At 70.0% G+C, this 11,934-nt stretch carries 10 protein-coding genes; 3 read left to right on the top strand and 7 right to left on the bottom strand.

Annotation, left to right across the window (positions count from 1 at the left end):
* Positions 1–27: 27 nt before the first annotated feature.
* Positions 28–1,098 (bottom strand): hypothetical protein, encoded by a 1,071-nt coding sequence (locus ACZ6ZD_RS30555; RefSeq protein ID WP_465677374.1) that lies wholly within the window; start codon positions 1,096–1,098, stop codon positions 28–30.
* The gene (locus tag ACZ6ZD_RS30550) at positions 1,095–1,577 is read right to left on the bottom strand and encodes an RNA polymerase sigma factor (RefSeq protein ID WP_465677373.1); all 483 of its coding nucleotides are present in this window, start codon (positions 1,575–1,577) and stop codon (positions 1,095–1,097) included. The genes ACZ6ZD_RS30555 and ACZ6ZD_RS30550 overlap by 4 nt, the downstream gene beginning before the upstream one ends.
* A gap of 9 nt (positions 1,578–1,586) precedes the next feature.
* Here ACZ6ZD_RS30550 and ACZ6ZD_RS30545 point away from each other — a divergent pair, with 9 nt between their 5' ends.
* Complete coding sequence (locus ACZ6ZD_RS30545) at positions 1,587–2,180, top strand: HEAT repeat domain-containing protein (RefSeq protein WP_465677372.1); 594 nt, start codon at positions 1,587–1,589, stop codon at positions 2,178–2,180.
* On the opposite strand, the gene ACZ6ZD_RS30540 is transcribed toward ACZ6ZD_RS30545, so the two are convergent.
* The 4 genes from ACZ6ZD_RS30540 to ACZ6ZD_RS30525 form a co-directional block, all read right to left on the bottom strand.
* On the bottom strand, positions 2,161–5,148 hold the full coding sequence (locus ACZ6ZD_RS30540; protein WP_465677371.1) for a S8 family serine peptidase: 2,988 nt from the start codon (positions 5,146–5,148) through the stop codon (positions 2,161–2,163). The two genes, ACZ6ZD_RS30545 and ACZ6ZD_RS30540, sit on opposite strands and share 20 nt — an antisense overlap.
* A gap of 27 nt (positions 5,149–5,175) precedes the next feature.
* A complete protein-coding gene (locus tag ACZ6ZD_RS30535) occupies positions 5,176–5,436 on the bottom strand; it encodes a hypothetical protein (RefSeq protein ID WP_465677370.1) in 261 nt (86 codons plus the stop codon).
* Between the two features lie 194 nt (positions 5,437–5,630).
* A complete protein-coding gene (locus ACZ6ZD_RS30530; RefSeq protein ID WP_465677369.1) occupies positions 5,631–6,041 on the bottom strand; it encodes an HIT family protein in 411 nt (136 codons plus the stop codon).
* The gene (locus tag ACZ6ZD_RS30525) at positions 6,041–7,948 is read right to left on the bottom strand and encodes a Na+/H+ antiporter (RefSeq protein ID WP_465677368.1); all 1,908 of its coding nucleotides are present in this window, start codon (positions 7,946–7,948) and stop codon (positions 6,041–6,043) included. Before ACZ6ZD_RS30525 ends, ACZ6ZD_RS30530 begins: the two co-directional genes overlap by 1 nt.
* Positions 7,949–8,059: 111 nt before the next feature.
* Between ACZ6ZD_RS30525 and ACZ6ZD_RS30520 the strand changes: the two genes are divergently transcribed.
* On the top strand, positions 8,060–9,544 hold the full coding sequence (locus ACZ6ZD_RS30520; RefSeq protein WP_465677367.1) for a CocE/NonD family hydrolase: 1,485 nt from the start codon (positions 8,060–8,062) through the stop codon (positions 9,542–9,544).
* Here ACZ6ZD_RS30520 and ACZ6ZD_RS30515 read toward each other — a convergent pair.
* Positions 9,523–10,020, bottom strand: coding sequence for a DUF402 domain-containing protein (locus tag ACZ6ZD_RS30515; RefSeq protein WP_465677366.1), 498 nt, complete (start codon positions 10,018–10,020; stop codon positions 9,523–9,525). The two genes, ACZ6ZD_RS30520 and ACZ6ZD_RS30515, sit on opposite strands and share 22 nt — an antisense overlap.
* A 121-nt stretch (positions 10,021–10,141) precedes the next feature.
* Here ACZ6ZD_RS30515 and ACZ6ZD_RS30510 point away from each other — a divergent pair, with 121 nt between their 5' ends.
* The gene (locus tag ACZ6ZD_RS30510) at positions 10,142–11,929 is read left to right on the top strand and encodes a LamG domain-containing protein (protein WP_465677365.1); all 1,788 of its coding nucleotides are present in this window, start codon (positions 10,142–10,144) and stop codon (positions 11,927–11,929) included.
* The last annotated feature ends 5 nt before the right edge of the window (positions 11,930–11,934 follow it).

Genomic DNA, 11,934 nt, shown 5'->3' with positions numbered 1-11,934 from the left:
GTCACCGACCGGCTCTTCGTCATGCCCTCAGCGGCACTGGAGGGTTTCGCGGTAGCCCTCGGCCGGGAGGCCGAGCGGCCCAGTGGACTTCTTCTTGCCGGCGATCTCATCGGCGAAGCGCCAGAAGTCGCTCTGGAACGAGCCGGTCGTCTTCATCTCGTGCAGGATCTTCCAGGAGTGACTGGTCTGCATGGCGGCGACCGCCTCGGCTGCCTTCACCTTGTCCCCGGATTTCGTGGCGGCAGTCCACTGATCGAGCCATCGGCAACCAACGGCGCTGGTGACCCGGACGCCGACCTGGTACCGGTCGTTCAGCTCGATCTTGTACAGCGGAGCGCGGTCGAAGCCGGCCGGGAGGGGGATATCGGCGAGCATGCCGTCCACGGCCTGCTGAGCCTGCTGCGGTTTGACGACGCTCGCCGGCATCGCGCCGAGCCAGGTGTCGACGTCCACGTGATGAAGTTTGCCGAGCAGCTCCAGGTACGCCGTCTTCGAGCCGAGGTCACCGCGCAGCTCCACGGTCGTCCGGCCCTTCGGCGGCAGGAGAGCGGTGAAGGCGCTGCTGCCCTGGTACTGGAACAACGTCGCGCGCTGACCGAGGACGCTGACCGTCTCCCGGCGGTTGTCCTCGCTGGTCCGGTCCCGGAAGAGGCCCGGGTAGACATCGGCGGCCGCCCAGCGGATCTCGAACTCCCGAGTGCCGTTCGAGAGCCGCATCTCACCGGTGTCCTTGGTGAGCTGTCCGACGCCGGTGACCTTCCAGGCCGGGTCGTCGATCAGGATCCGTTCGTTGACTTCGGCAATCGCCCGGAGCTCCGCGCCGTACGCCGGTTGCGGCGCGACGATCGGCCCGATCGGATTGTCCCGGGGCAGGACGGCGCCCACGATTCCGACGGCCGCGGCGACGGCCGCCGCGGCGGCGATACCGACGGTGAACCGCCGGCGGCGGCTCCGATGCAGCGCGGGAGCAGGTTCGGTGGTGGTCAAGATGTCCTCCAGCAGATCGGCCGCGGCAGTGCCGGCCGGCAGTCGCCGGACCGAGTCGTCGCCGTACGGGTTGGCCTCGGCGATCAGCCGGTCGAGTTCGCGGTCGTTCATCGCTCCTCCTGAGCTGCTCGCAGTGTTCGGTCGTCCCGTTCATGTCCGTGCTCGGTGAACGCGTCTCCCAGCAGTTTTCGCAATCGCCGCCGGGCCCGGTGCAGCCGGGTGCGCACCACCCGGTCCGGTACGTGGAGGACGACGGCTGCCTCCTGCGGCGTGAGGTGCTCCCACGCGGTCAACATGATGAGCTCCTGGTCGTCGCCACTCAGGGCCCCGATTGCCTGCCGGATCACCGCGGTGGTCTCCACCTCGGCCGCATGATCCGGTGCGACGTCCTGCAGTTGCAGGCGCAGCCGCTCACCGAGCCGGTCCCGCCGGACGCTGCCGCGGCGATGATTGGACAGCACATGCCGGGCGACGCCGTACAGCCACAGCAGCTCCCGGAAGTGGGTCTCGAAGAGCGTTCGGAACTGTTCCTCCGGCGTCGGGCGATGCCGTGCGGCGATCGGGACGGGCGGACTCGGCGTCGAGGTCATACTGGGTCCATGTCCGGCAGTATGGGTGGCGTCTCAGGTCAATCGGCGCGGAAATCACCGCGCGAGGTGATCGCCGCGGCCTGCGCCGAGCATGGTCAGGACGCCGTGGTCGACTGGGCGATCGCGTTCCTCACCGGCGAGTTCACTCCGGAGTCGGCGTACGCCGAACACCTGCCGAAACTGGTCGCGATCACCGGCCAGGCGAACCCGGGCGGCTGGACGACGAACGATCCGGTGAACCACTACTGGGTCCGCGTCTGGGCCGCTCGCGTCTTCCTCTACGCCTGGCGGGACGACGCCGTCCACGCGCTGCTCGCGGTCGCTGACGACCCGGCTTGGCGCGTCCGCGAGCACGTCGCGCGGGTGACCGCTCAGCGCGAGCTCGGTCAGCTCGTCGACGCGCTGCTGCCGATGCTCGACCACGAGCTCCCGCGCGTCCGCGCCGCCGCTGTTCGAGCGGTCGGCGCGGCCGGCGAGTTCGAGCATGTCGCTGCCGTCGAGGCCCTGACCGACGACCCGGACCAGACGGTCCGGGTCGCGGTCGAGCGAGCCTTGGAGCGGCTCGAGCAGCGGCTCGATCGGGTCAGAAACCCAAGAGGTTGAGCTTCTCCAGCAGCAGGGTCTGCTGCCGGATCTGGGCGTTGGTGGACGCCGGGTTGAGCCGGATCGCCTCGGCCTTGGCCATCACCTCGCCGAAGGTGCTGTCCAGGTGCAGGTCCAGGTCGGTGTTGACCCGGGTGCCGAGGTCGAACGAGCCGTCGGCGAAGTTCAGCCAGGCCGTCAGGGCCTGCCGGTCGAACTCGGCCTTCGGGTTCAGCAGCTGGATGTTGAGGACGGTGTTCGCCTTCGCCATCGTGGACACGTCGCGCGCCTCGGAGAAGACCGGGCTCATGTGCTGCGCCACCTGCAGGTAGCAGTTGACCGTGCTGACCGGCAGATCGACCGGCGGGATCCGGATCCCGGCCCGGGTCTGCAGGAACCACAGCGGCGCGATCCGGGTCAGGTGCGCGTTGCCCTGGACAACGACCTTGGCCGAGTCGGCGCTCGTCCCGCCATCGTCGTCCCGGGCTGTGAAGCCGACGTCGTAGTTGCACGCCGTGCCGAAGGTGTGCGCCTTGCTGTCGGTGACGTCGCGCGGCTGCAGGCTCGGGCTGTTGGCCGGGTCGGCGCCGGGTGGGTTGACCAGGTAGCTGGTCGTCGTGCCCCAGCTCCAGCCGAGCGCGAGGTCGTCGCTGCCCGGGTCGGTCGAGCGGCCCTTGAACTCGATCGGCTCGCCCTTGTGCGCGATGAACGTCGGTACGCCGTTCACCATCGTCGCCCCGGATTCGTCGATGACCGCGGTCGGCGCCACGTTCGTCACCTGCACCGGGAAGGACGCCGTCCCGGCGCCGCCGTCGTCGTCGGTCACCGTGACGCCGACGGTGAACGTCCCGTTGTCGCCGTACGCACGGCTCCCGGTGACGTCACCGCGGTCGGACGGCGGGCCGTCGTTCGTCACGAGCAGTGCACCGGACGTCGGCGCGCCGAAGCCCCAATCGATGGCCGCCGAATGCTTATCACCCCAGCCGAGGTCGACGAACGACGCCTTGGTCGCGAGTGTCGAGCCCTCGGTGATCGTCTTCACCTGCGCGGGATCGATCGTGACCACCGGCGCAACGTTGCTCACGGCAACCGGGAAGGACGCCGAGCTGCTGCCGCCGTCGTCATCGGTCACGGTGACCTTGACGGTGTAGTTGCCGTTGTCGGCGTAGGCGTGACTGCCGGTGATCTCGCCGAGATCGTTCGGCGGTCCCTGCGTGGTCACCGTGGTCGCGCCGGACGTCGTTGCCCCGTCACCCCAATCGATCGTCGCGGAGTACGTGTCCAGCCAGCCCGTGTCCGCGAAGGTCGCCTTGACGCCGAACGCCGTCCCCTCGGACGCCGTACCCGACTGACCCGGCGCGATCGCGATACTCGGTGCGACGTTGCCGACGGTCAGCTGGAACGTCGTGGTTGCCGTCTCACCCTTGTCGTCGGTCGCGGTGATGGTGACGCTGCGACTCTGGCTCGGGCCGTCGCTGGTCGGCGAGCTCCAGCCCCAGCGACCGCCGCCGAGGTTGGTGACGTTGCCACTGGACGCCGTGAGCGCCACCGGCCGGTTCTCCGGGTCACTGAAGCCGCCGGCGTTGTTGGCCGTCGTGCCTTCGTTGACGCTGACCGAGTTGCTGTCGGCGCCGATTGTGGGCGGCGCGTTGCCCTCCTGCAGCGCGGCGAGCAGGTCGATCCGCGGCGTGGTCGCGTTCGTCGTACCGCTCGTCGCGTAGGTGATGTCGACGCCGGTGTCCCGCAGGTAGCCGAGCAGGGTCGCCGCGGTGGCGTTCGGATAGGCGTGCCGGAGCGCGGCGTACGCGCCCGCGACGTGCGGCGCGGCCATCGACGTCCCGCTGAGGTTGGCCCAGGTGTCATCGGGGACGGAGGCCCGGATCGACGTACCGGGCGCGAACAGGTCGAGTCGCGGGCCGCGGTTCGAGTAGCCGGCCACGGTGTCGACTTCGTTGCCGGCGGCATCGGCATCGATCGCGCCGACGGTGACCGCGGTGGAGACGCAGGCGGGCTCGCCGACGCCGTTCGGGTGCGACTCGTTCCCGGCCGAGATGGTGGTGGTGATACCGACCGAGAGCAGCAGGTAGATCGAGGCCTTCGTCGAACTGCCGTCACAGGCGGTCGCCTGGTTGGTGTCGTCGCCGCCGCTCAGGTTCGCTGAGGCGATCGTGAACGTGTTGCGCAGGTCGTAGACGCGCTGCATCCCGGCGATGAAGTCGGAGTAGTAGAACTGCGCGCACGGCGGATTGCCGTCACAGCCGACGTTGTTGCGGTGGTAGATCTGGATGGCGATGATGTTCGCGCCCGGAGCGACGCCGTTCCCCGGTGAGCCGGTCACGCCCGCTCCCGCGCCGGCCGCGATCCCCGCGACATGCGTGCCGTGCCGGCAGATGTTCGCGGTCCCGTTCAGGCATTGCGCGGTCTCGGCGTCCGCGGATCCGGCGCCGGTCTGGCTCGCGGTCCCGTTCGGGCACAGCGAGACCTCGTTGCTGCCGTTCGTGCTGGAGTAGCAGGCCTCCGACACGATCCGGCTGCCGAAGAACGGGTGGTCGAGGTCGATCCCGGTGTCCAGGATCGCGACGGTCTGACCGGCCCCGGTGAAACCGAGCTGGTGCACCCGGTTGGCGTTGATGAACGGAATACTCTGCGCCAGGCTCGGCGAGCCGACCTTGTCCGGCTGGATCGAGACCACGTTCGGGTCGGCCGCCAGCTCGGTGAGCGCGGCTTTGTCGGCGTCCAGCGCCAGCAACGGGAACGACCGGTAGGTCCGGTTCTGCTCGGCGTTACCGCGGTCGATGTTGTCGAGTACCTCCTGCTTGTCGCCGAGCGCTCCGACCTGGACGATCACGCGGGCCGTTCCTTCGCGGTCCGCCTGTTCGATCAGTTGCCGCTCACCCGGCGACGGGTCCGCGGCGTACGCCGGGACCTGCGTGAGGCTCGCTGCCAGACCGGCCATGGCCAGCGCAACGAACAGTCTTCGGACTTGCATCGTGGTTCCCCCAACTCGATGTCTGTCTCAACCGGAGTGAGACTGGGCGGTGTCGTCCCGCACCGCGGCCACCCGGATCGAGTGCCGCAGCCGGTCGAGGGCGGTCGCGTCGACGGACAGCGCCAGTTGCGGCAGCGCGTCGTACCGCCGGATCACCTGTACGCCGGAGCCCGCGAGCTCGGTCAGTACGGCGTCCTGCGCGGCCCCGATCGCCCGCCGCTGCACCTGGCGCGACTGCTCGTCGAGTTCACCCTCCGGCCGGAAGTCCCCAGCCAGGGTGACGATCACCCTGGACATCCCCGTCGGAACCGGAGTCGCCCCCGGTGCACTGCCCGACCCCGTCGAACAGGCTCCTGTCACCACAAGCCCAGCCGTGAGCAGCGCACACCGGAACCACCCCATGACGACCCCCTCGTCAGCGGCCCGGATTGGCCGCGTTCACATCGTCACGGAGTCCCTTCAGACAGTCTTAAATACAGCTTTCAGAGGACTGCCCGGAGCCGGGCGGCGTAGTCGGCCGCCTCCGCGTCGTCGGCGTACTTCGTCCGCGGCCAGAAGAATCCGCGCAGCCCGTCGCCCTTCGTCCGCGGCACGACATGGACGTGGAGATGCGGGACGGACTGGGAGACGACGTTGTTGACGGCAACGAAGGAGCCCTGCGCGTCGTACGCCGTCCGGACGGCGGCGGCGACCGCGCGCGCCGTCCCGAACAGGGGAACGGTCAGCTCGTCGGGCAGCTCGACCATGGTCGGGACGTGCTCGCGCGGCACGATCAGCGTGTGGCCCTTGAAGACCGGCCGGATGTCGAGGAAGCCGACCACCTCGGGCGTCTCCAGGACGATGTGCGCCGGCGTCGTCCCGGCGATGATCCCGCAGAACAGACAGCCCGCCATCAGCCGAGCTTCTCGTCCACGAAGCACCAGCGCCAGCTCTCGCCGGGCTCGAAACTGCGCATCACCGGGTGCTTGGTCTCGTCGTGGTGCAGGCTGGCGTGCTTGGCCTCGGAGGAGTCGCAGCAGCCGACGTGCCCGCAGCCCAGGCAGAGCCTCAGGTGCACCCACGTGCCGCCGTCGGCCAGGCACTCCTCGCAACCGTCCGGTGTGTTCGGCGCGACCACGGCCGGTGCCTGGAGCAAGTGTTCGCAGCCGCCGGACGCCGAGCCCGGCGCCCGGAGGTCCTCGTACTGACCGCCGACGTCGTCGTCCTCGTCACGGTCCAGGATCGACTCCTCGATGTCGAGCACGGACTGCGCGCGCTGCAGGACCTCGTCGGCGACCAGACCGGCGTCCCGGACCTTGAGGATGTGCGCCCGCTCGGCCTCGAGCATCGCCATCCGCAGCCGCCGGTACGCCTCGCTCGGCGTCTCGTACTCGGTCTCCGGCCGGCCCAGCCGCTCCCACGCGGCCAGCGCGCGCGACTCGCCGCGCTGGCGCAGCACCGCGAGCACGGCCTCCGGGTCGTCCGGCGTGGTGATCTCCTCGAGTTTCTCGATCGCGGCCCGGTGCGCGCCCTGGAGGACGGCGGCCTCCTGCAAGGCGTCCTCCGCCGGGTCGGGCCCGGGCAGCTTGAGCTTGCGGACGACCCAGGGGAGGGTCGACCCGTTCAGCAGCAGCGTGCCACCGGTGACGGCCAGCGCGATGAAGACCAGCACCTCCCGATGCGGGGTGTCCTCCGGGAGGGTGAAGACAGCGGCCAGCGTCACCACGCCGCGCATCCCCGCCCAGCAGACGACGACGAGCGCGCCGAACGAGACCGGGCCGGGCCGCGAGCGGCCGAGGATGCGCCGGGACAGGTAGGTGGTCGGGATGACCCAGATCGGGCGCAGCAGCAGCGTCGCCAGGAAGACCGCGATCGTCGCGGTCGCGATCAGCCAGGCCGGCAGCGGGCTCTCGGACAGTTCGTCGAGAATCCAGCGGGTCTGCAGACCGATCAGCAGGAAGACCGTGTTCTCCAGCAGGAACTGGAACGTGCGCCAGTTGGTCCGCTCCGAGATCCGGGACTTGGCCGACTGGATGATCGGCGCCTTGTGGCCGAGGATCAGACCGGTCACGACGACCGCGAGGACGCCGGACGCGTGCACGGTGTGGTTCTCGGCCGCGACGTACGCGATGAACGGCGCGGTCAGGCTGAGCGTCGTGTCGAGCACCGGGTCGGTGAACCGCTTGCGGATCTTGGCGAGCACGACCGCGACGATCAGGCCGATCGCGATACCGCCGCCGGCGGCGCGGACGAAGTCGATGCTGACGTCGAGCACGGTCGGGGCGACGGCGGCCGCGGCGATCGCCGTCCGCAGGATGACCAGCGCGGTCGCGTCGTTGACCAGGCTCTCGCCCTCGAGGATCGTGACGACCCGCCGGGGGAGTCCCACCCGTTTCGCGATCGCGGTCGCGGCGACGGCGTCCGGCGGGGCGATGACGGCGCCGATCGCGAACGCGGCCCACAGCGGCAGCGGCTCGTAGCCCTGCGCCTCGGCGACGAGGTTGAGCAGCCAGTACGCGACCAGGCCGACGCCGACCGCGGTGAACGCGACCAGCCCGACCGACAGCAGCCCGATCGACCGCCGGTGTTTGGTGAAGTCGACCAGGCTGGTCTTGATCGCCGCGGAGTACAGCAGCGGCGGCAGGAACCCGACCAGCACGACCTCAGGGGCGAGCTCCACCCGGGGAACGAACGGTAGATAGGACGCGGCGACGCCGATCACCACGAGCAACAGCGGCGCCGACACCCCGATCCGCCGAGCCAGCGCGGCCCCGCCCGCCACCACGGCGACCAGCGCAACGATCTCGATCGCGATATGCACGGAGCACAGTCTCTCAGTTCCCCTGGCATTCCCCGCACGCCATCATCTAGCGTGTGCGCAACGGTTCCTGTCGACCACGGGGAGTAACCAATGCGCAGTTTTACTGCTCTGTTGACCGCCTTGGTGCTCTCCGGCGCGAGTCTGATGCCGGCTGCTGCCGCGGACTCGGTGACCACCGGGTGCGTGAACTCCGTGCCTGAGCCGGGGACGACGACGCCGGTGCGGATCTGCTATTCGCTGTTCAAGCCCGCGGCGGCCGCTTCCCGGACCGTCCCGCTCATCTTCCACAGCCACGGCTGGGGCGGCTCCCGGACCAAGGACGCCGCCGCCTTCAAGCCATGGCTGGACGCCGGGTTCGGCGTCCTCAGCTTCGACCAGCGCAGCTTCGGCGAGAGCACCGGCGTCGCCCACGTGATGAACCCGGACTACGAGGGCCGCGACGTGATCAAGCTCGTCGACCTGGTCGCGAGTCTCGACTGGGTGACCCGTGAGGCCCCGGGCGACCCGCTGATCGGCGCGATCGGCGGCTCGTACGGCGGCGGCTACCAGTTCGCCGGCGCGTTCACCGAGCTCCGCGACCGCGGCCGGACCCGCTTCGACGCGCTCGCCCCCGAGATCACCTGGTGGGACCTCAAACAGGCCCTCGCCCCGTCGGAGGCGGCCCGTGCCCTCTGGCTGACCTCCCTGTACGCCGCCGGCGGCAGCCACCTGCCGCCGTCCATCGGCAAGGCGTTCCTCGCCGCGATCGCCACCGGCGGCTGGCCGACCGGCAAACTCGGCCGCGAACTCGACGCCTTCTTCGCCCACAACGGCCCCGCCTGGCACGTCGCCCAGGGCCGCAAACTCGACCTCCCGGTGCTGATCGGCCAAGGCCTGTCCGACAACCTGTTCAACCTCAACGAAGGCCTCTCGAACTTCGCCCGCGCCTTGACCCCGGCCGCCCGCGCCAAGTCCCTCCTGATCGGCTACAACGGCGGCCACACCCTGCCGAGCGTCGTCCCGCCCGGTTTCGCCACCCCCGGCGACCCCTGCTCGATCGCCCTCGGCTCACCGTCGTTCGCCGCCCTGTCGATCCGCTTCATGCGACTCAACCTGCTCGGCCAGTCCACCGGCCTGACCGGCTTCGGCGTCCACCACCTCGCCACCGCCGACGGCCGTTGCGTGACGCAACGAAAGCTGACGCCGAACACCAAGATCCCGGTCGGCAAGATCGCCACCCCCACGGGCGTCGGCGTCCCGGTCAACGTGAAAGTTGCCACCGGCCCCATCACCGTCGCCGGGACGCCGTCCGTCACCGCGAACGTCTACACGATCGTCCCGCGCTCCGGCGCCTTCCTCGCCCTCAGCGTCGGCGCCAGCCCGCTGACCGCGCGCGTCGTCCAGAACAACACGATGCCGCTGCGAGAACCGAAGGCCGCACACGGCGTCCGCCGAACGATCGAGCTCCCCGCGATCGCCGTCGACGTCCCCGCCGGCAAGAACCTCTACCTCACCGTCGCCCCCGTCGCCGACATGTACGCCGGGCAACGCGGCCCGCTCCCCGGCGCGCTCCTGCTCAAGAACACGACCGTCAGCTACCGAACCCTGTCCAAGTAACTCTTGTACACCGTCTGAAACGGCTCATCGTCGGCCACGGCAACCACCAGCCGATCACACGAAGCCTGCGCCCGCGCGATCACCTCGGCCGGATACCCGTACTTCACCTGATGCTCCGCGAACTCGTCCTCGTCGTCCACGAGCACCGTCCCGTCCCGCTTCCGGATCACATCAAGATCCAGATCCACCATCGTCACCAGCTCATCGGCGAACTCCACCGGCGTCGTCACATCGCAGTAGATCTCCGTACTCCGCGGCGCATCATTGAAAATCGCCGTGAACCACTGCTCCCGTGGGAACAACTGCACATGCGCGACCTCCGAGACCAGCTTCAACCCTTCCCCCCGCTGCGACACGCTCCCGACCCGGCCGCCCAGCCACACCCCGTACTCGTCCTCCCCGAGGAACTCCATCCACTGGTGCCAATGCAACGCCCCGTCGTACTTCCGGTAAACGACCCGCACGTCCCGTCCCATCCCCAAAACCTACCCCGCCCCCCGCCCCACTTCTCTGCAACTTCCTGCAATTCCCTGGCCCACCCCCCACCCCCTCGGCCAAGATGTCCCGCCGAACGCACGCCGCCCGGGGAGGACCCACATGCACCACACCCGCCTGAAAAGACGCACCCGCCTCACACTGGCCCTCGCCGCCGCAGTGACCCTGCTGGTCACCGCGCTCCCGGCGTACGCCGCCGACCCACCCGTCCCACCCACCCCGCCAACGGTCACGGCGACCCACAACGGCCAGCCGCTGCAGAACTGCTGGGACCAGCCCAGGTGCCCCGAGACCGTCCGCCTGGGCGAGAAGGTGACCTTCACCTTCGCGGCGACGTCGGCCGATGTCACCGGGTTCGAGTACAGCTGGCCGGGCCAGGGCGCGATTTCGGTCGAGGGATCGACAGTCACCCTGGAGCTGGAGCCGCCGGGCAAGGGACGCCGCGACCTCGAGGTGCGGAGCGTCAACTCGTTCCAGCAGCGCAGCAGCTCGACGTACTTCCTGCTGAACGTCGGCCCGCCGCCCGGCCCGGTCGGGTCCTGGGGCTTCGACGACGGCAGCGGGACGACCGCCGCGGACGGGCCCGGCCTGACACACCCGCTGACGCTGACCGGTGCGACCTTCGAAGGCAGCGGCCGCCTGCACGGCGCGCTGGCCGTCGACGGCGCCGACGACTACGCGAGCGCGACCGGACCTGTCGTCGACACGGCGCAGAGCTTCTCGATTGCGACCTGGGTCCGGCCGGCGAAGCTGTCGAAGCTGGGCGTCGTGGCCGCGGTCAACGGTGTGAACACCACGAGCGTCGGGCTGGGCTACGACCCGTCGTCCAAGCGCTGGGTCCTTGCGCGGACCTCCGCCGACGTCCGCCGTCCGGCCCTGCGCACCGTGTCCTCGAAGGAGCCGCCGGTGCTCGGAGCCTGGTCGCACCTGTTGGCGACGTACGACGCGCCGTCCGGTGTGGCGAAGCTGTTCGTGAACGGCCGCTTGCAGCAGGAGCTGACGATCCCGGCCGCACAAGCATGGCAGGCGACCGGCCCGCTGACCGTGGGCCGCGCGTTGGTGAACGGCGCACCGGCGGGCTACTTCGCCGGCTCGATCGACAACCTCCAGGTCTGGCAGCGGGTGCTGCGCCCTGAGGAGGTCATCGAGGCGCAGGCACCCAGGGAGCCGGACGGCGTCATCGCTGGTGATGCGGCGCACTGGCCGCTCGACACCGCCGTCCGCGGTACCGACCGCGTCTGGCGCTCCCCGGAGACGATCCGCGGCGCTGACCTGACCGTTTCCGGCTTCCCCGGCTCCGACCAGTCCCAGGCCTTCGTCGACGACCCCGAGCGAGGCAAGGTCCTCGAACTGAGCGGCTCGTCCCGAGCGTCCGTCGTCCTCAACCGCCCGGTCGTCGACGCCAGTGCCAGCTTCGAGGTGGCCGTGAAGGTGAAGCTGACCGATCCCACCAAGCCCGGCGTGCTCGTCCGCCAGGGCACCGCAGGCAAGGACTCCTGGCGGCTCGCCTACGAGCCCGACGCCGAGGGAGGCCGCTTCATCTTCGCCCGCGGCAACGCCGGCGCCGCCACCGAAACCGTCGCCACCCTCAAGGTCTACTCGGAATACGGTGAACTCGACGGCTGGCACCTCCTCACCGCCACCTATCGCCTCAGCGACCGCAACCCCGCCGACGACCGAATCTCCCTCGCCTTCGACCTCCGTTCCCGCAGCGGCTCCAGCACCACCTTCACCGCCCCCCGCCGCGACGGCGCCACCACCATCGGCACCCCCGGCCCCACCGGCGCCCCCTTCACCGGCCGCCTCGACAACCTCCGCATCTACGCCGGCACCCCGTCCCCCACCCGCACCTGCACCGACTACCCCGGCACCGACGGCTGCGGCTCCTAACCACC

This window comes from Kribbella sp. NPDC104218, assembly GCF_055584105.1.
Note: the sequence above shows the minus strand (reverse complement) of the source record. Positions and strands in the feature narration are given on the sequence as shown.